16 protein-coding genes are annotated in these 18,032 nt (G+C 66.6%); 8 read left to right on the forward strand and 8 right to left on the reverse strand.

The genetic code is table 11. The features are described from left to right. Nucleotides 1–202: 202 nt before the first annotated feature. Nucleotides 203–670, reverse strand: coding sequence for a glycine zipper 2TM domain-containing protein (locus HY058_08120; protein MBI3497256.1), 468 nt, complete (start codon nt 668–670; stop codon nt 203–205). A 155-nt stretch (nt 671–825) separates the two neighbouring features. On the opposite strand from HY058_08120, the gene pdxH reads away from it, so the two are divergent. From pdxH to HY058_08150, 6 genes are read left to right on the forward strand one after another with little or no spacing between them, the layout of a single operon-like run. Continuing rightward, nucleotides 826–1,428: a pyridoxamine 5'-phosphate oxidase gene (gene pdxH / locus HY058_08125; GenBank protein MBI3497257.1), complete on the forward strand. Its 603-nt coding sequence runs from the start codon at nt 826–828 to the stop codon at nt 1,426–1,428. Between the two features lie 20 nt (nt 1,429–1,448). After that, nucleotides 1,449–2,372: a cation diffusion facilitator family transporter gene (locus HY058_08130; protein MBI3497258.1), complete on the forward strand. Its 924-nt coding sequence runs from the start codon at nt 1,449–1,451 to the stop codon at nt 2,370–2,372. Between the two features lie 19 nt (nt 2,373–2,391). After that, nucleotides 2,392–3,924 carry an AAA family ATPase gene (locus tag HY058_08135; protein ID MBI3497259.1) on the forward strand — a complete coding sequence of 511 codons (1,533 nt, stop codon included), beginning with the start codon at nt 2,392–2,394 and terminating at the stop codon, nt 3,922–3,924. Then, the gene (locus HY058_08140; GenBank protein MBI3497260.1) at nt 3,921–4,619 is read left to right on the forward strand and encodes an ABC transporter permease; all 699 of its coding nucleotides are present in this window, start codon (nt 3,921–3,923) and stop codon (nt 4,617–4,619) included. The genes HY058_08135 and HY058_08140 overlap by 4 nt, the downstream gene beginning before the upstream one ends. Next, nucleotides 4,616–5,458, forward strand: a complete 843-nt coding sequence (locus tag HY058_08145) for a substrate-binding domain-containing protein (GenBank protein ID MBI3497261.1) — start codon at nt 4,616–4,618, stop codon at nt 5,456–5,458. Before HY058_08140 ends, HY058_08145 begins: the two co-directional genes overlap by 4 nt. 20 nt (nt 5,459–5,478) lie before the next feature. Beyond that, the gene (locus tag HY058_08150; protein ID MBI3497262.1) at nt 5,479–6,216 is read left to right on the forward strand and encodes an SDR family oxidoreductase; all 738 of its coding nucleotides are present in this window, start codon (nt 5,479–5,481) and stop codon (nt 6,214–6,216) included. Between the two features lie 6 nt (nt 6,217–6,222). On the opposite strand, the gene HY058_08155 is transcribed toward HY058_08150, so the two are convergent. The 7 genes from HY058_08155 to HY058_08185 all read right to left on the reverse strand — a co-directional run bounded on the left by HY058_08155 (nt 6,223) and on the right by HY058_08185 (nt 14,928). Next, the gene (locus tag HY058_08155; GenBank protein MBI3497263.1) at nt 6,223–6,795 is read right to left on the reverse strand and encodes a hypothetical protein; all 573 of its coding nucleotides are present in this window, start codon (nt 6,793–6,795) and stop codon (nt 6,223–6,225) included. Between the two features lie 104 nt (nt 6,796–6,899). Beyond that, the gene (locus HY058_08160) at nt 6,900–7,493 is read right to left on the reverse strand and encodes a sarcosine oxidase subunit gamma (GenBank protein ID MBI3497264.1); all 594 of its coding nucleotides are present in this window, start codon (nt 7,491–7,493) and stop codon (nt 6,900–6,902) included. Further along, a complete protein-coding gene (locus HY058_08165) occupies nt 7,486–10,479 on the reverse strand; it encodes a sarcosine oxidase subunit alpha family protein (protein ID MBI3497265.1) in 2,994 nt (997 codons plus the stop codon). The genes HY058_08160 and HY058_08165 overlap by 8 nt, the downstream gene beginning before the upstream one ends. Next, complete coding sequence (locus tag HY058_08170; protein ID MBI3497266.1) at nt 10,476–10,763, reverse strand: sarcosine oxidase subunit delta; 288 nt, start codon at nt 10,761–10,763, stop codon at nt 10,476–10,478. The genes HY058_08165 and HY058_08170 overlap by 4 nt, the downstream gene beginning before the upstream one ends. A gap of 13 nt (nt 10,764–10,776) precedes the next feature. After that, a complete protein-coding gene (locus tag HY058_08175; protein ID MBI3497267.1) occupies nt 10,777–12,036 on the reverse strand; it encodes a sarcosine oxidase subunit beta family protein in 1,260 nt (419 codons plus the stop codon). Nucleotides 12,037–12,208: 172 nt separating this feature from the next. Then, on the reverse strand, nt 12,209–13,600 hold the full coding sequence (locus tag HY058_08180; GenBank protein ID MBI3497268.1) for an aspartate aminotransferase family protein: 1,392 nt from the start codon (nt 13,598–13,600) through the stop codon (nt 12,209–12,211). A gap of 77 nt (nt 13,601–13,677) precedes the next feature. After that, the gene (locus tag HY058_08185) at nt 13,678–14,928 is read right to left on the reverse strand and encodes an Hsp70 family protein (GenBank protein ID MBI3497269.1); all 1,251 of its coding nucleotides are present in this window, start codon (nt 14,926–14,928) and stop codon (nt 13,678–13,680) included. A 331-nt stretch (nt 14,929–15,259) separates the two neighbouring features. Here HY058_08185 and HY058_08190 point away from each other — a divergent pair, with 331 nt between their 5' ends. Together HY058_08190 and HY058_08195 are read left to right on the forward strand one after the other, a co-directional pair. Then, nucleotides 15,260–16,846: an ABC transporter substrate-binding protein gene (locus HY058_08190; protein MBI3497270.1), complete on the forward strand. Its 1,587-nt coding sequence runs from the start codon at nt 15,260–15,262 to the stop codon at nt 16,844–16,846. Between the two features lie 95 nt (nt 16,847–16,941). Further along, nucleotides 16,942–17,925 (forward strand): ABC transporter permease, encoded by a 984-nt coding sequence (locus tag HY058_08195; GenBank protein ID MBI3497271.1) that lies wholly within the window; start codon nt 16,942–16,944, stop codon nt 17,923–17,925. The last annotated feature ends 107 nt before the right edge of the window (nt 17,926–18,032 follow it).

The following is an 18,032-nucleotide window of genomic DNA, read 5'->3' on the forward strand; positions in this document are numbered from 1 at the left end:
TGCCGCTCAACCGTCATTTTTTGCATGCAATTCATGTGCCTCGGCAGATTTCGGCGCCTTTCATCATAGCCTGATTGACCTGCGCCCGGGTGTGCTTTTGGCAACGAGGGGCGGGGACAACAGCGCCGGGGGCGCCGCCACATGCAACGAGGCCCGCGGGGATCGCCCCCGCGGGCCCGCGCCGAAGGGCACTCTGAAGAGGTTATTGCTCGACGATTTTCCAGGTGCCGTCAGGCTGCCGGCATGCCGTGCCGAAGCCCTGCTCGGTCTTGCCGCCGACGGTGATGGTTTGCTGGAACTCACGACAATAGGCGCCGGCGGTGGAGGTGCCTTCGCGGGTCGCGACATAAGACCCGGAATGCCCGTTCGTCGGATTCGACCAGACGATCTTCTCGCCGATTGGCGAGGATTGGGCGCGCAAACGCGCCTGCTCGGCGCGCTGCCGATCCGCCTCGTCCATGCTCTTGCCGACTTCGCTGCCGATCAAGGCGCCGACCAGCACGCCAAGCCCGGTCATCGCCAGCTTGCCGGAGCCATGGCCGAACTGCGAGCCGAGAAGCCCACCGGCGGCCGCGCCGCCAAGGCCGCCGACTGTCTGCTTGGTGCCTGCATCCTGGCAGGCAGCTAGCGCCAGCGCGACCGCCGCAACAGCGACAATTCTCGTCTTCATGGCATTCTTCCCCTGTGTCCCGTCCTGTGGCCACGGTGCTGGCCGCATGGCCTGCATCCTGGCGCCGCTAAGCCTTATATATTGCTCTCGATCATGGCAATAAAGGGGCACCTGAGGGGCACGAGCAGGTAACTCTATCGGCTGGTTGGAAGGCGATGACGACGATTAAGATCGACAGCGAAATTATTGATCCCATTCAACAGTTCCAAGACTGGCTGAAGCAGGCGGAGGCATCGGAGCCGAACGACCCGACGGCGCTCGCCCTGGCGACGGCCGATGCCGAGGGGCGCCCCTCGGTGCGCATGGTCCTGCTCAAGGGAGTCGATGAGCGCGGATTCGTGTTCTTCACCAACTATGAGAGCCGGAAGGGACGCGAGCTGTTGGCCAACCCCAACGCCGCCATGCTCTTCCACTGGAAGTCGCTCCGCCGCCAGGTCCGCATCGAGGGAAATGTGGCGCCGGTGGATGCGGCCGAGGCAGACGCCTATTTCGCCACGAGAGCCAAAGCGAGCCAGATCGGCGCCTGGGCGTCCTTGCAATCGCGGCCGCTGGAGAGCCGATTTCATCTGGAAAAGCGCGTCGCCGAGTACACGGCAAAATACGCCATCAGCAGGGTCCCGCGGCCGCCTTACTGGTCGGGCTTCCGCCTGACCCCGGTACGGATCGAGTTCTGGCAGGATGGTGCCTTCCGGCTGCACGACCGGCTCGTCTTCTCCCGGGCGGGCGAGGACTGGACAACGGAGAAGTTGTTCCCGTGATCACCGGCTCGCAGCCGAGAATGGCCGAGGCCTTGGCAACGGTGCCCGGCAGCGCCGCGGCCGGGCGGCTGGTGCGCCTGGCGAGCTATGCCTCGCTCTTCGCGGCGCTCACCTTCATCGCCGTCAAATTCGCCGCCTGGCTCGCCACCGGCTCGGTCGCCGTGCTGTCGAGCCTGGTCGATTCCCTGCTCGACGTGCTGGGCTCGCTCATCACCTATTTCGCCGTGCGCCACGCGCTGGTGCCGGCCGATCCCGAGCACCGGTTCGGGCACGGCAAGGCCGAGCCGCTCGCCGCCTTGGCGCTGGGCGCCTTCATCGCCGGCTCGGCGGTGCTGATCGTGCTCGAATCGGTCCTGCGTTTCCTCGATCCGCGGCCGGTGCAGAACGAGCTCGTCGGCATTGCCGTCATGGTCTTCACCATCCTCGGCACCTTGGCCCTGGTCGGCTTTCAAGGCTACGTCGTGCGGCGCACCCGGTCGATGGCGATCCGTGCCGACTCGCTGCACTACAGCGGCGATCTCATGCTGAATGGCGGCGTGTTGGTGTCCCTGGCGCTATCCAGATGGCTCGGCTGGAACAGCATCGATCCGGTCTTCGCCGTCACCATCGCCCTCTACATGCTGTGGAACGCGCGGGCGGTCGGCATCGATGCCTTCCACATGCTGATGGACCGGGAGCTGCCGGATGCCGACCGCGAGCGCATCAAGGCGATCGTGCTCGGTCATCCGGACGTGAGCGCCCTCCACGAGCTGCGAAGCCGCTCCTCGGGTCCGAATTCATTCATCCAGCTGCATGTCGAGATGGACGGCGCCATCACGCTGGAGCGGGCCCATGTGATCGCCGACGAGGTCGAAGCGGCGATCCTGGCCGCTTTCCCCTTGGCGGAAGTGATCATCCATCAGGATCCGGCCGGCAGCAACGAGCCGCATCGCCGCGTCCTCTGAGAGCGGCACGCCCGATCCGATGAGCGAAGGCGAGCAAGGGCGGATCGTCGATCGGCTCGTCCGCAGCCTGGAGGCAGACGGCGAGGCGGTCGAGCGCATCGCCACCCATGGCGCCATGGTGCTCCTGGTCGGCGATCGCGCCTACAAGATCAAGCGCGCGGTCAAGTACCCCTATATGGACTTTTCCACCCTGGCACTCCGCGAAGGGGCGTGCCGGGCCGAGCTCCTGGTCAACCGGCGGACGGCCCCTCTGCTCTACCTCGATGTGGTGGCCATCGTCCAAGACAAGGACGGCAGGGTCCGAATAGGAACCTCGGAAGCGGGGGAGGTCGTCGAATGGGCGGTGCTCATGCGCCGCTTCGACCAACAATGCCTGTTCGATCGTCTCGCCGCCTCCGGCGGCCTCGATGACGCCCGGATCGGCGACCTTGCCGCCGGCATCGCCATATTTCACCGCGAGGCGACGCCGATGCGCGCGGCCGGCGGCGCGGACGAGATGGGCCGAGTCATCCTCGGCAACCGCGACCGGCTTTGGGAGCACGAGGGCGTCTTTCTTCGATCGCGCGTGCAGGCGATGACCACGCGGGCGCTGGCGCTCCTGGAGCATCGCCGCTCTCTCATCGAGACCCGTCGGGCCGCCGGCTTCGTCCGCCACTGCCATGGGGATCTGCATCTGGGCAATGTGGCGCTCATCGAAGCCAAGCCCGTGCTCTTCGATGCCATCGAGTTCAACCCGTCGCTCGCCGAGATCGACGTCTTCTACGACCTCGGCTTCATGCTCATGGACCTCGAGCATCGCGGACACCGCGACTTCGCCAACCAGCTGCTCTGCCGCTACCTGGAGATGACCGAGGACTATGACGGGTTGGCGCTGCTGCCCGTCTTCCTCTCTGTCCGCGCGGCGGTGCGTGCCCATGTCGGCGCCGCGGCAGCCACCTTCGACAAGGACGCGGCCGGAGCCCAGCGGCGGCGCCAGGAGGCCCAACGCTATCTTGGCCTGGCGGAGACCTACCTCGATCCGGCACCGGCCCGCCTCGTTGCCGTCGCCGGTGTCTCCGGTACCGGCAAGTCGAGCGTGGCCCGCGCGCTGGCCCCCGGTTTGGGTCCGTCTCCCGGCGCGGTGGTGCTGCGCTCCGATGTCGTCCGCAAGCGCATGTTCGGCGTCGATCCGACCCAACGCCTGCCCCAGTCGGGCTATGCGCGGGGTGTGAGCGACCGGGTCTTCGGCTCGATCGCAGAGGCCGCCGAACGCATTCTCGCCGCCGGACATGCCGCCATCGCCGATGCGGTCTATGGCGAGGACCGCCATCGCCGGGCGATCGCTGCGGCGGCGAGCAAGACGGGAGCGCCGTTCGCCGGACTCTGGTTCGCGGCACCGCAAGCACTTCTCGAGCACCGCATTCGGGTGCGCCAGGGCGATGTCTCCGATGCTGACGTCCAGGTGCTGCGCTCGCAGCTTGCCCATGTCGCTCCACCCAAGGATTGGAGCCACATCGACGCCTCGGGCTCGCTGGCCGAGGTCGTGGCGAGAGCCGCCGGGGCAGTTGCATGACGGACATCGCCGATGCCGTCGCCATCGCCTTCCAGCTCATCCTCGGCCTCGATGGCGCGCTATTTCGGATCGTTTCGCTGTCGCTTTCGATCAGTCTCTCGGCCGTCGCCATCGCCGGCGCCATCGGACTTCCGGTGGGTGCGGCGCTTTCCGTGTTCGACTTTCCGGGGCGGCGTGCGGCGATCGTCGTCGTCAATGGCTTCCTCGGCCTGCCGCCCGTCGTCGTCGGCCTGTTCGTCTACCTCATGCTCTCGCGCTCGGGGCCTCTTGGTGTTCTGGGGCTCCTGTTCCCGCCGGCCGCGATGATCGTGGCGCAGACGATCCTGGTGGCGCCGATCGTGATCGCCCTCGTGCACCGCGCGGTGGCGGAAGCATGGGCAACCTATGGCGACACCTTGCTGGTTGATGGCGCATCGAAGCTGAGGGCGCTTTCAGAGCTGCTCGCCATCGCCCGGTCCGGGGTGGTCACGGCAGTCCTCGCGGGCTTCGGGCGCGCCATCGCCGAGGTTGGCGCCATCATCATCGTCGGCGGCAATATCGCAGGTGCGACGCGCACCATGACCACGGCAATCGCGCTGGAGACGAGCAAAGGCAACTTGCCACTGGCGCTCGGACTGGGGATCATCCTCATCACGCTCTCGGTCGCGGTCAGCGCCGTTGCCTTCGTCATCTCTCGCAGAGGAATCAATCGATGAGCACCCTTCGCCGTCTCGCTCTCCTCATCATCGCCGTTTGCGGCGGATGGCTTGCCGCCGGCATCGCCCAGGCCGCCGATGGCACCTTCATCACCGTCGCCTCGACCACGTCGACCGAGCAATCCGGGCTGTTCGAGCATCTGCTCCCGGCCTACACGGCGAAGTCGGGGGTGGCGGTGCGGGTCGTCGCCGTCGGCACCGGACAGGCGCTCAAGATCGGCGAGCGCGGCGATTGCGACGTGGTCTTCGTGCATGACAAGCCATCGGAGCTGGAGTTCGTCGCCAACGGGTTCGGCATCGACCGCCGGGAGGTCATGTACAACGACTTCGTGCTCATCGGCCCGAAGAGCGATCCGGCGAAGGTGGTCGGTGGTCGCGACATCGTCGCCGCCTTCCGCAAGATCGCCGCGGCAAAGGCGGTCTTCGTATCGCGTGGCGACGACAGCGGCACCGATAAGGCCGAGAAGCGGCTTTGGCAGGACGCGGGGATCGACATCAAGCCGGCCTCCGGCGCCTGGTACAAGGACACCGGCTCGGGCATGGGGCCGACCCTCAACACGGCGGCCGCCATGGACGGCTATACCTTGTCCGACCGCGGCACCTGGCTCAGCTTTCAGAACCGCCGCGATCTCACGATCGTCGTCGAGGGCGACGCGCGGCTCTTCAACCAATATGGCGTCATGCTGGTGAATCCCGCCCGGCATCCGAGCGTGAAGCGGGATCTCGGCCTGCAGTTCATGGATTGGCTGGTGTCCGCCGAGGGGCAATCGACGATCGCCGCCTACAAGATCAACGACGAGCAGCTGTTCTTTCCGAACTATCGGCGCCTGGGATCGTGAGCCCCTAGGGGATCCGCGCCATGACCGGGCCGAAGACGGTGATCATCACCGGTGCCAGCCGCGGCATCGGGCACGCAACGGTGAGGCTCTTCGCCGAGCGCGGCTGGCGCCTGATCACCTGCAGCCGCGAGGAGGTGCCGCCCGAATGCTTGCGCGATCCCAAGCACGCGCATCACGTCCCGACCGACCTCGCCGATGCCGACAGCGTCAATGCCTTCATCCTCGAAGCCATGGGCGTGCTGGATGGCGGGCCCTTGCATGCGCTGGTCAACAATGCCGGCTGGTCGCCGAAGACGCCGTTTAAGGAACGCCTGGGCTGCCTCAACGGCGATCTCGACGCCTGGCGCCAGGTTTTCGAGCTCAATTTCTTCGCGCCGTTGAAGCTCGCCCGCGGCTTCGCCCCTTCCTTGCACAAGGGGAAGGGGGCGATCGTCAACATCACCTCGATCGCCGGCCACGCCGTGCATCCCTTCGCCGGCTCCGCCTATTCCACCTCGAAGGCGGCGCTGTCGGCATTGACCCGGGAGATGGCCGCCGAGTTCGCAGCCCTCGGTGTCCGCGTGAACGCGGTGGCGCCGGGGGAGATCGAGACGGCGATGCTGTCGCCCGATACCGACGTCCTCATCCCGCGCATTCCGCTCAACCGGCTGGGCCAGCCGGAAGACGTGGCCCGGGCCATCCACTATCTGGCGGGCGAGGACTCGACCTATGTCACCGGCACGGAGATCTACGTGACCGGTGGCCAGCATCTATTCTGAGCGGCGCTAGACCGCCGCGGTTGCCCCGGCTTCTTGCTGCAGACGCCGGACCAGCGTCCGGCACCAGGCGAGGCGTTCATCCGCATGGCGGATCTCGAGATCGAGCCAATCGGCGAGCGCGCCGGGCTCGGCGGCCTGGCTCATGCGGAGATCGATGAGCCGCGCCTGCTCACGCTCATGCACCTCGACCAGGCGGTCGGCTTCGACGAGCTGCTGGGCCGGCTCGAGCAGATAGAGGAAGCGCAGCTTCAAGGCGACGATGAGCTTGCTGAGCTCGTTCGCCTGGGCGCGGATGCCGGCGGTCAAGAGCTTCATCAGGCTGGCGCGGCCGGCATCGGTCAGGCGCAGGAGGGGATTGTCGGCGATCCCGGTGCCGTCGACCGGCTCGATCAGACCTTCGACCCTGAGCAGCTCCAAGGATGGGCCCAAAAGCTCGAGGGAAGGGCCGACGATGCGCTGCACGAAGTGACGGACCGAGGCGGCGAGATCGGCATAGTGCCGCGGCTCTTGGGCGAGCTCGCCCAGAGCGCAGAGGCGGATCGCCTCGGTCGGCACCAGAGAATTGTCGCGATAGACCACCCGAGTGCACCCTCGCCCATATTAAGAACCGCTCGCAACTCGACCCTACCGCAGGCGGCCGCCGCTGTCACGCTCCGTACCACGCCTGCCGAACGCCTTCGCGCTCAGGGCGTGACCACCCGCACCCCGAACTCGCGACCGGCATCCAGGAGCCAGGCCCAGAGATAGGGCGCGAAGCTGCGGCCGACATGCACCTCATAGGCCTGGCCCGTCGGTCCGACGGGGCGGAGGATCACCGTGGCGCGGCCGAGGCTGGTCTGGGCGCAGCGTCCGGGTCCCAGCACGGAGGCTCCGAGATCGAGTGGCGTGCCCTTGGCGAGCACCCGGCGCGCCGCCGACCCTTCCAGGCGAATGACGGCGCGCGCATCGCTCACATCGATGGCGCCGGCATGGAGGCCGGCACAGGCGGCATTGAGGCGCTCGACCAATCCGGCTTCTTGGCCGGGCGGCGTCACCAGCATCCATTCCTCCGGGCCGAGCCAAAGCACATCGATGCCGGCAGCGCCCGCGACCGTGTTGGGGAGGATCGGCGGCGCCACGCCGAGCACGCTTTGGGCGGCGGCGAGGAAGCCCTGATCGGCGCCATCGCCGCGGAGGATGACCTGCCCCGGGAACCGGCGCTCGGCCAGGATCAGGCCTGCCGGATCGGCGCCGCCGGGTTTCGCCAGATTCTGGAGCGGGGTTTCCGGCTCAACCATCCCGGCGCTTTCCTTCGACATCGTAGAAGACCGGGCTGGTGATCTCGGCGGCCACCACGCGCCCATCCATCAGCGGCACGAACACGGTCGAACCCAGCCTCGCCCGCCCACCCTTGATGAGGGCCATGGCGATCGAGCGGCCGAGCGTGGCGCTCCGGTAGCTCGAGCTCACATGGCCGATCATCGGCACGGGTCGTTCCGTGCCGGGCGGCCGATCGACGATCTGAGCCCCTTCCGGCAGATATTCCTTGGCATCGGCGGTGGTGAGACCGACGAGCTGCTTGCGGCCGGGATCGCGCATGAGCGGGCGGGCGAGCGAGCGCTTGCCGATGAAGTCCTTCTTCTTGCTCAGCATGGCTTCGAGGCCGAGGTCGATGGGTGTGACCGAACCGTCGGTCTCGTGCCCGACGACGATGAAGCCCTTCTCGGCTCGGAGCACGTGCAAGGCCTCGGTGCCATAGGGCGTGATGCCGTCAGCGGCGCCGGCGGCGAGCAAGGCTTCCCACAGGGCGCGGCCGTGACGGGCGGGGACGTTGATCTCGAAGGAGAGATCGCCGGTGAAGCTGACCCGGAACACGCGCGCCGGAATGCCGGCCACCCTGCCGGATCGCCACTGCATGAAGGCGAAGGCGCCGGCGGAAATATCGAAGTCGACAAGGCCGGCCAGCACGTCGCGCGCCTTCGGGCCGACCAGTGCTGCTACCGCCCATTGCTCGGTGACCGAGGTCAGGTGCACGCGCAGTGTTGGCCACTCGCATTGGCGCCACTCTTCGAGCCAATGCAGGATCGGCGCAGCGCCGCCGGTGGTAGTGGTCATGTGGAACTGGTCGGGGCCGATGCGCGCGGTGACACCGTCGTCGCGCACCATGCCGTCCTCGCCCAGCATCAAGCCGTAGCGGCAGCGCCCGACGGCGAGGCTCTTGAAGTCGTTGCAGTAGACCCGGTCCAGGAACTCCGCCGCATCGGGCCCGCGCGCGTCGATCTTGCCGAGGGTCGAGGCATCAAAGAGGCCGACGCCATTTCGCGCCGCCAGGACCTCGCGGTCGACCGCCCTTTGCATGTCCTCGCCTGGCTTCGGATAGAAGCGCGCGCGGCGCCACTGGCCGACCGGCTCGAAGACCGCGCCGGTCGCCGCCTGCCAGGAATCCATCGGCGTCACCCGGAGCGGATCGGCGAGCGCGCCGACGTTGCGCCCGGCCATTGTGCCGAAGCTGACCGGCATGTAAGGCGGGCGGAAGGTGGTGGTGCCGATCGCCGGGATGGCGGCGCCCAAGGCTTCCGACAACACCGAGAGCGCCAGCACATTGCTAGTCTTGCCCTGGTCCGGCCCCATGCCGAGGGTGGTGTAGCGCTTCACATGCTCGACCGATCGGTAGCCCTCGCTCGTCGCCAGCTTGAGATCGGCGTCGGTCACATCGTTGTGCAGATCGATGAAGCGCTTGCCGCCCTTGCCCGCTTGCCGGGGCATGACCCAGAGATGGCGCGCCGGCGACGATGCAGGCTCATCTGACCTGGGCAAGGGCGGGATGCCGCCTTCGGCGTAGCCGGCAGCGCGCGCCGCCTCGGCCCCGGCCTTGGCGCCTTGGGCCAGGCAGTCGCCGAGCGACAAGGTGCCGGCGGCGGCACCGGCGGAGCGTTCCGCTTGGGCAGAGCGGTCCGGCACGAAGGCCGCCAGCGCCGGATCGAAGCGGGTCTTGCCGCCGGACTGCGAGTAGAGATGCACCGTCGGATTCCAGCCGCCGGAGACGGCCAAGAGGTCGCAGTCCAATTGTCTGCGATCGGTGGTGACACCATCGCCGGCCTCGGTGAGGCGCGCCACTTCCAGCGAGCGGAGGCGCCGCCCGCCCTCGGTCTGGATGACGGCATAGCCGGCCAGCAGCGGGATGCTTTGCTTCAGCACCGCGACGGCAGAGGCACCTTGCGGCTCGGGCCGTGTGTCGACCACGGCTGCGACCTCCACACCGGCGCCGGCGAGATCCAAGGCGGTCAGGTAGGCATCGTCATTGTTGGTGAAGATCACCGCCCGGTTCCCGGGCCTGACGGCGAAGCGGTTGACATAGGTGCGCGCCGCCGATGCCAGGAGGATGCCGGGGCGGTCGTTGTCGGCGAAGGCCAGCGGCCGCTCGATGGCGCCGGTAGCGAGCACTACCTGCTTCGCCCTGACCCGCCACAGGCGCTCGCGCGGGTGGCCATTCTCCTGGCCTTCCTCGAGACGCTCGGCGATGGTGAGGAAGTTGTGATCGTAGTAACCGACCACGGTCGCCCGCGCGAGGCGGGTGACGTTGGCGTGGCGGTCGAGCGCGTCGGTTGCCGCCGTGACCCAGTCCTGGGCCGGCTTGCCGTCGAGGCTGGCCTGCGTGCCCAAGAGCTGGCCGCCCGGCTCGGTGTGCTCGTCGGCAATCAGCACGCGAGCGCCGCTGGCTGCGGCGGCGAGTGCCGCCGCCAGACCCGCCGGCCCGGCACCGGCCACCAGCACGTCGCAATGCTCGTTCACCTTCTCGTAGCGGTCGGGGTCCGGGCCATCGGGCGCGCGGCCGAGACCGGCGGCGCGGCGGATGAACCACTCGTATTTCTTCCAGCGGCTGGGCGGGCCAAGGAAGGTCTTGTAGTAGAAGCCGGCTGGGAATAGCGGCGACAGGTGATCGCTGACGCGGCCCAGATCGATGCGAACCGACGGCCAGCAATTCTGGCTCGCCGCCACCAGCCCGTCGGTGAGCTCGACGAGGGTCGCGCGCTGATTGGGCGTGCTGCGTCGGCCGAGGCCGAGCTGGAGGAGCGCATTCGGCTCCTCGGCGCCGGCGCTGAAGATGCCCCGCGGCCGGTGATACTTGAAGCTGCGGCCGACGAGATGGATGCCGTTGGCAAGCAGCGCCGAGGCCAAGCTGTCGCCGGGGTGGCCCTCATAGGCAGTGCCGTCGAAGATGAAGCGGCAGCCGCGGCTGCGGTCGATGCGACCCCCGGTGGCGAGGCGATAGGGCTGCCTCATGGCGCTTTGGTCGCTAGCTCAGGCGGCGCCGGCTCGCCCATGCGATAGACCCGGAGAATGCGGTGGGTGACCGTATCGCGGGCGACGTTGAACCAGCGCCGGCACCCTTGCACATGGCACCAGCGCTCGAGCTGCAAACCCTTCGGGTTCTTGCGCATGAAGAGGTAGTCGGCCCATTCCGCGTCGGCGACGCTGGGATCGGGCCGGTGGATATGCGCCTCGCCGCCGCAGCGGAACTCCGACTCCGCCCGCTCGCCGCACCAGGGGCAGGAGATCAGCAGCATCGTGCCGGATCCATCAATGCGCCACCGCTGCGGCGCCATGCTCGTCGATGAGCTGGCCCGACGTGAAGCGTGAGAGAGCAAAGGGTTCGTTGAGCTTGTGCGGGCGATCCTGGGCGATGGTGTGGGCGAGCACCCAGCCGGAGCCCGGCGTCGCCTTGAAGCCCCCGGTGCCCCAGCCGCAATTGAGGTAGAGGCCGTCGATCGGCGTCTTCGAGATGATTGGGCTCGCATCGGGGCAAATGTCGACGATGCCGCCCCAGCTCCGCATCAGCTTCAGGCGCGAGAAGATCGGAAACAGCTCGATCGCGGCGGCGACCGAGTCTTCGATGATGGGAATGCTGCCGCGCTGGGCGTAGCTGTTGAAGCTGTCGATGCCGGCGCCCAGCACCAGCTCGCCCTTGTCGGATTGGCTCACATAGACGTGCACCGTCCCCGACATGACGACCGTATCGAGGATCGGCTTGATCGGCTCGGAGACGAAGGCCTGCAGGGGATGGCTCTCGATCGGCAGCCGGAGTCCCGCCATTGCGGCCAGCACGCTCGAATGCCCGGCCGTAACCAGGGCGATCTTGGGAGCCTTGATGAGCCCCCGCGAGGTCTCGACGCCGACGACCTTGGCGCCGTCGCGCAGGATGCCGGTCACTTCGCAGTTCTGGATGATGTCGACGCCGCGCGCGTCGGCACCGCGGGCATAGCCCCAGGCAACCGCGTCGTGGCGGGCGACACCGCCCCTGGGCTGCAGCCCCGCGCCCAGCACCGGATAGCGCACGTCTTGCGCGCAGTTGAGGATGGGGCAGAACTCCTTGAGTTGGCGCAGGTTCAGGAGCTCGGCATCGATGCCGTTCAGCTTGTTGGCATGGGCGCGGCGCGACAGCTCGTGCAGGTCGTGCTGGCTGTGCGCCAGCGCCAGCAAGCCGCGTTGGCTGAACATCACGTTGAAGTTCAGATCGTCGGTAAGCCGCTCCCAGAGCTTGAGCGAATGCTCGTAGAGAAAGGCGCTCTCGTCCCAGAGATAGTTCGAGCGCACCACGGTGGTGTTGCGTCCGGTGTTGCCGCCGCCGATCCAGCCCTTCTCCAGCACCGCCACGTCGGTGATGCCGTGCTCCTTGGCGAGGTAGTAGGCCGTGGCCAGGCCATGGCCGCCGCCGCCGACGATGATCGCCTTGTATTCGGGCTTCGGCTCCGGGCTGCGCCAGGCCTCCTGCCAGCCCTCGCCGAAGCCCAAGGCATTCCGAGCGAGGCTGAGGATCGAATAGCGGGATTTGAGGGACACGAGCGACGTTCTGAGTAGTCTCTACTTGGGCGGGTGCTTCCCCTCACTCCGGCCCTCTCCCCATGGGAGAGGGGGCATGAAGCGCAGGCGATCGTAACCTCTCCCGTGGGGAGAGGTCGCGAGCGGCAGCGAGCGGGTGAGGGGAAGCCTATCCATCAGTACGGTGTCTTAGCTACGCTACCGACCTGAGCTTCTCGGCGTCCACCATCGCCGCGGTGTCGTCGAGGGCACGGCCGAAGCGGGCCAGCATCTCGTCGATCTCCGCCTCGGTGATGACCAAGGGTGGGGTGAAGGCGATGTTGTCGACCATCGCTCTGACGATGAGCCCATGGGCTTCGCAGCGCTTGGCGAGATAGCTGCCCACACCCTTCTTCGGATCGAAGCCATCCTTCGTCCGCTTGTCCTTGACCAGCTCGATGGCGGCGACGAGGCCGACGCCGCGCACCTCGCCCACCAGCGGGTGGTCGGCGAACTTGCGCAGTCCCTGCTGCATCTTGGGCGCGATCCGGCGCACGTGATCGATGATGTTTCGCTCCTCATAGATCTTCAGCGTCTCCAGGCCGACCGCGGCGGCGACGGGATGGCCGGAATAGGTGTAGCCATGGGCGAAGACGCCGATCTTGTCGGAGTTCCGCTTGAGCGCATCGTAGACCCGCTCGTCGATCATGACCGCCGACATCGGCAGGTAGGAGGCGGTCAGCGCCTTCGCCAAGGTGATCATGTTCGGCTTCAGCGCGTAGGTCTGGCTGCCGAACATGTTGCCGGTGCGCCCGAAGCCGCAGATGACCTCATCCGCGATGAACAGAAGATCGTACTTCTCGATCACCTTCTGGATCTTCTCGAAATAAGTCGCAGGCGGCGTGATCACCCCGCCGGCACCCATCACCGGCTCGGCGATGAAGGCGGCGCAGGTGTCCGGGCCCTCGGCCAGGATCAGCTTCTCCAGATTCTCCGCCATGCGGGTGGCGAAGGCCTCCTCGCTTTCGCCCGGCTGGCCGTAGCGATAGTGGTGCGGGCAATCCGTGTGAATGATGTTGGCGATCGGCAGGTCGAAGTCGCGGTGGTTGTTGGGCAGTCCCGTCAGGCTCGCCGAGGCGACGGTGACACCGTGATAACCGCGGAGCCGGCTGATGATCTTCTTCTTCTTATGCCGGCCGAGCGCGTTGTTGAAGTACCAGACCATCTTGACGACGGTGTCGTTGGCTTCCGAGCCGGAATTGGCGAAGAACACCTTCGACATCGGCACCGGCGCCATCGACAAGAGCTTCTCGGCGAGATCGATCGAGACGTCGTGCTGCTTGTGCGCGAAGGAGTGGTAGTAGGGGAGCTTCTGCAGCTGCTTGTAGGCGGCGTCGGCCAGGCGCTTCTCGCTGAAGCCGAGCGAGGCGCACCACAGCCCGGCCATCGCCTCGATATACTCCTTGCCGGCGTCGTCATAGACCTTGACGCCATTGCCCCGGGTGATGATCAGCGGTCCTTCCTGCTCATGCTTGAGGAGGTTGGTGTAGGGATGCAGATATGTCGCGATATCGCGCGCGGCGGGCGAGTTTGGACGCACGGTCATGGGGAACTCCGGGGAATGGATCTGGGCGCCAGCATAAGGGGCCCGGCTGCCGGTTGAAAGGGGTCGAACACCGGCGTTCAGGCGTATCGCCGCTTGGCTTCGAGGGCAAGGCCGAGGCCGATCGCCCCGAAGCGGTCGCCCTCCACCACCTCGGCCCCCGGCACCCGCGCCTCGATCGCCTGGCGTACCGTCGGAACCAAGGTCGATCCGCCGGTGAGGAAGAGACGCTCGACCCGCCCGGCCGGGACGCCCGCCTGGGCGAGGCAGTCGTCGATCGCCCGGGCGATCTGGCGGGTCGGCTCGGCGATCGCGTACTCCAGTATCCCGCGATCGACCGGGACGCCGAGAGCGGGCTCGAGGAGGTCCATGTCGATCCGGGTCTCTGGATCATGCGACAGCTCGATCTTCGCTTCTTCCGCCGCAAAAGCGAGGGCGTGGCCCAGGCGTTCGCGCAGCACGCGCAGCAGGCGTTCGAACAGGTGGGGCTCCGTCGCCTGCGCCCGCAAATCGCGGACTGCCGCCAGTATGTCGGCCCGGTAGAGGAAATTGATCTTGGCCCAGGTGGCGAGGTCGTGGAACAGGAAGACCGGTGCGGGCAATCCCGTTCGCGCCATCGGCGAGCCGTAGCCGAGCGCCGGCATGATCGCCTCCAGGCTCAAGAGCCGGTCGAAATCCGTGCCGCCGACGCGCACGCCGTGATTGGCGAGCACGTCATCGGCCCGCTCGGCCCGGCGGCTCCGATCCGGCCCGAGCCGCACCAAGGAGAAGTCCGAGGTGCCGCCGCCGATATCGGCGATGAGCGCCAATACCTCGCGCTCGAGGTTCTGCTCGTAGTGCAGTGCGGCGCCGATCGGCTCGAGCTGGAACGACACGTGGCGGAAGCCCGACGCATGGGCGATCTCCGCCAGGGTCGCCTCGGCCCGCCGGTCGGCGGCGGCATCGCCATCGACGAAGTGGACCGGCCGCCCATGCACGACCGCCTCCAGCGGCCGGCCCGCGGCCGCTTCGGCTTGCGCCTTGAGATGGGATACGACCAGGCCGATGACCTCGGTGAACTTGACCCGACGGCGGCGGAGCTGGGTTTCCTCTTTGATGAGCTCGGTGCCGAGCACGGATTTGAGCGATCGCAGCAGCCTGCCTTCGAGGCCGTCGGCATAGGACGCGATCGCCTTTCGGCCATAGTCGGGCGCACGCCCCTCGAAATGGAAGAAGATGGCGGTCGGCAGCGTCGTCTCCGTGCCTTCGAGCGGCGCCAGCCGGACGCCGTTTCCGTGGCCAAGACCGATGGTGGAATTGGAGGTGCCGAAATCGAGGCCGCAATAGCTCATGGGTGCGTGATCTCATTCGTGGGCGGGCCGTGGAAGCTGCAGCGACACGGATGCATTTGCTAGCTGTCAAATAAATCTGCTAGCATCGCCTCGTCGGCAGGATGACTGCCGTTCGAGCCTCCCATCACCGATGATCTCTGGTTCCGCCGCTCAAGCGCGCGTGATCGTTTGGGCGACTGCCGTCCACGGCGAGCCAATTGACTGATGGCCGGGGGCGGTCTATCAACCGAACACCGAAGACGGGCGGGTTAACCGCCTTGGTGCCGCAGGGAAACCATAGGTCCCGCACGGCCGAGACCGGCTTGGCCAGAGCGGGAAGGGGAGACGGTTGATGAAATCCTACGCGCTCGCCGCGAGCCTCGCTTTGTCCGTGGTTGCGACTTCCGCCGACGCCAAGACTCTCCGCTATTCCACCAATGCGGATCTCCTGGGCCTAGACCCGGCGATCAACAATGAGGGCCCGTCCAATGCGATGAAGGGCAACCTCTATTCGAGCCTGGTTCATCGCAATTTCGATCTGAGCCTGTCGCCGGACCTGGCGACCGAATGGTCACAGCTCAATCCAGAGACCCTGCGGTTGAAGCTCAGGCCCAATGTCAAATTTCACGACGGCTCGCCCGTAACGGCCGATGACGTGATCTTCTCCCTCGCCCGCTTCAAGGCCGAGCAGTCGGAGATGAAGAGCTACGTCGCCACGGTCAAGGAGATCCGCAAGATCGACGATCTCGCCATTGAGTTGGTGACTGAAGGTCCCGATCCGGTGCTCCTCCAGCAGCTGCCATCGTTCTACATCATGCCGAAGGCGTGGTCGGAGAAAAACAATACCACCCAAGTGGTGCGCGGCACCTCAGCCCCGACCTTCATCAACTTCAATGAGAACGGCAGCGGCCCCTACAAGCTGGTCGAGCGCGTCGCCGACAACCGCACCGTCCTGGTCGTCAACGAGAACTGGTGGGGCGGCGCCGCCAAGCGCGGCAATGTCGACCGCGCCGAGTTCCGCCCCATTGCCAACGCCGCCACCCGGGTCGCCGCGCTGCTCTCGGGCGAGATCGATCTGATGTATCCCGTCCCCTCTCAGGATATCCAGCGCATCAACCAGACGCCCGGCGCCAAGGTGCTGGAAGGCCCGGAGCTGAGGACCGTTTTCTTCGGCTTCGACCAGTTCCGCGACGAGCTCCTGGACATGAAGGGAACGGGCAAGAACCCGTTCAAGGACAAGCGGGTGCGCGAGGCCTTCTACAAGGCGATCGACATCCAGGCGATCTATCGGGTGGTCATGCGCAACGGCTCCCGGCCGACGGGCTCGATGGTGGCGCCTGGGGTTCAGGGATTTTCCGCCGAGGTCGACAAGCGTCCGCCCTTCGATCTCGAGGCCTCGAAGAAGCTCCTGGCCGAAGCCGGCTACCCCAGCGGTTTCCCGGTGCAGCTCGATTGCCCCAATGACCGCTATACCAATGACGAGGCGATCTGCCAGGCGGCCGTGCCGATGCTGGCACGGGCCGGCATCACCGTGAAGCTGAACGCCCAGACCCGCAGCCTGCATTTCGACAAGATCGGCGAGAAGGACGGATTCAACACCAGCTTCTACATGCTGGGTTGGACACCGGGCACCTTCGATGTGCACAACGCCCTCGTCAATCTCATGACCCGGAGCAAGTATCCGGCGTGGGGCATCAACAACGATGGGCGGTATTCGAATCCTCGGGTCGAGGAGCTGACGCTCAAGGCAGAGACCGAGATGGATCCGAAGAAGCGCCTCGCCGAGCTCGAAGAGGCGCAGATGATCCACAAGAACGACTACGGCCATATTCCCCTCCACCAGCAGACTCTGGCCTGGGGCGTGCGGGACACCATTGCCGACAACGTCAAGCCGCGGCCACAGAACGACGTCGACCTGACTCAGATCTCCATGAAGTAGGTGCTGGCTGCGGTTGAGCCTCGCCTCATGCGCGGTCACGGCCCGGACCCTGCTGTTTCGGGCCGTGACTATTTTGTCCGGGTGAGGGTTTACTGATGCTCGCCTTCATCATCCGCCGGCTGCTGCAGTCGACCTTGGTGATGCTGGCGGTGGCGTTCGTCGCCTTCGCGCTCTTTACCTACATGGGCGATCCGGTGAACAGCATGGTCGCCCCGGATGCGACCCTCGAGGAGCGTCAGCGGCTGCGTCATCTGCTCGGGCTCGACCAGCCCTTCTACGTGCAGTTCCTGGTCTTCCTCGGCAACGAGCTCACCGGCAATTTCGGCAATTCCTTCCGCATCGGCGCTCCCGTCGCCTCGATCATCGCCGAGCGCCTGCCGGCGACCCTCGAGCTGGTGTTCGTGGCGGCCATGTTCGCGCTCTTCGTCGGCGTGCCATGCGGCGTCTACACCGGCTTGCATCGCCATGGCGCGGTGAGCCGGGTCATGCTGACCCTGTCGCTGGTCGGCGTCTCGCTGCCGACCTTCCTCATCGGGATCTTGCTCATCCTCTTCTTCTCCGTGTTCCTGGGCTGGTTGCCCTCCTTCGGACGGGGACAGGTGGTGTCTCTCGGCTGGTGGAGCACGGGCTTCCTCACCAAGAGCGGGCTCAGATCGCTGATCCTGCCCAGCATCACCCTCGGTCTGTTCCAGACGACCTTGTTCATGCGGCTGGTGCGCGCCGAGATGCTGGAGGTGCTGCGAACGGACTACATCAAGTTCGCGCGCGCCCGCGGCCTCTCCGACCGGGCGGTGAATTTCGGCCACGCGCTCAAGAACACGCTGGTGCCGGTCATCACCATCGCCGGCCTGCAGATCGGCGGCCTCATCGCCTTCGCCATCATCACCGAGACGGTGTTCCAGTGGCCGGGCATGGGCCTCTTGTTCATTAGCGCGATCCAGTTCGTCGACGTGCCGGTGATGAGCAGCTACCTGGTGCTGGTCGCGCTGTTCTTCGTCATCATCAATCTCGTCGTCGATCTCCTATATTACGTCGTCGATCCGCGCCTGCGCATCGACCGCCCGGCGACGGCGCATTGATGGCTGCGAAGCACCACCGTCGATCTCTCCTTCGTCATGCCCGGACTCGTTCCGGGCATCCACGTCTTCCTCTCTGTAGCGAAGCCGCGTGGATGGCCGGGTCAAGC

The sequence above is a fragment of the Pseudomonadota bacterium genome (genome assembly GCA_016195085.1).
Taxonomy (GTDB): domain Bacteria; phylum Pseudomonadota; class Alphaproteobacteria; order SHVZ01; family SHVZ01; genus JACQAG01.

What these genes read in the sequence shown, in the direction of transcription:
- HY058_08120 (MBI3497256.1), bottom strand. Translation starts at nt 670, where the DNA reads ATGAAGACGAGAATTGTCGCTGTTGCGGCGGTCGCGCTGGCGCTAGCT.
- pdxH (MBI3497257.1), top strand. Translation starts at nt 826, where the DNA reads ATGACGACGATTAAGATCGACAGCGAAATTATTGATCCCATTCAACAG.
- HY058_08130 (MBI3497258.1), top strand. Translation starts at nt 1,449, where the DNA reads ATGGCCGAGGCCTTGGCAACGGTGCCCGGCAGCGCCGCGGCCGGGCGG.
- HY058_08135 (MBI3497259.1), top strand. Translation starts at nt 2,392, where the DNA reads ATGAGCGAAGGCGAGCAAGGGCGGATCGTCGATCGGCTCGTCCGCAGC.
- HY058_08140 (MBI3497260.1), top strand. Translation starts at nt 3,921, where the DNA reads ATGACGGACATCGCCGATGCCGTCGCCATCGCCTTCCAGCTCATCCTC.
- HY058_08145 (MBI3497261.1), top strand. Translation starts at nt 4,616, where the DNA reads ATGAGCACCCTTCGCCGTCTCGCTCTCCTCATCATCGCCGTTTGCGGC.
- HY058_08150 (MBI3497262.1), top strand. Translation starts at nt 5,479, where the DNA reads ATGACCGGGCCGAAGACGGTGATCATCACCGGTGCCAGCCGCGGCATC.
- HY058_08160 (MBI3497264.1), bottom strand. Translation starts at nt 7,493, where the DNA reads ATGGTTGAGCCGGAAACCCCGCTCCAGAATCTGGCGAAACCCGGCGGC.
- HY058_08165 (MBI3497265.1), bottom strand. Translation starts at nt 10,479, where the DNA reads ATGAGGCAGCCCTATCGCCTCGCCACCGGGGGTCGCATCGACCGCAGC.
- HY058_08170 (MBI3497266.1), bottom strand. Translation starts at nt 10,763, where the DNA reads ATGCTGCTGATCTCCTGCCCCTGGTGCGGCGAGCGGGCGGAGTCGGAG.
- HY058_08180 (MBI3497268.1), bottom strand. Translation starts at nt 13,600, where the DNA reads ATGACCGTGCGTCCAAACTCGCCCGCCGCGCGCGATATCGCGACATAT.
- HY058_08185 (MBI3497269.1), bottom strand. Translation starts at nt 14,928, where the DNA reads ATGAGCTATTGCGGCCTCGATTTCGGCACCTCCAATTCCACCATCGGT.
- HY058_08190 (MBI3497270.1), top strand. Translation starts at nt 15,260, where the DNA reads ATGAAATCCTACGCGCTCGCCGCGAGCCTCGCTTTGTCCGTGGTTGCG.
- HY058_08195 (MBI3497271.1), top strand. Translation starts at nt 16,942, where the DNA reads ATGCTCGCCTTCATCATCCGCCGGCTGCTGCAGTCGACCTTGGTGATG.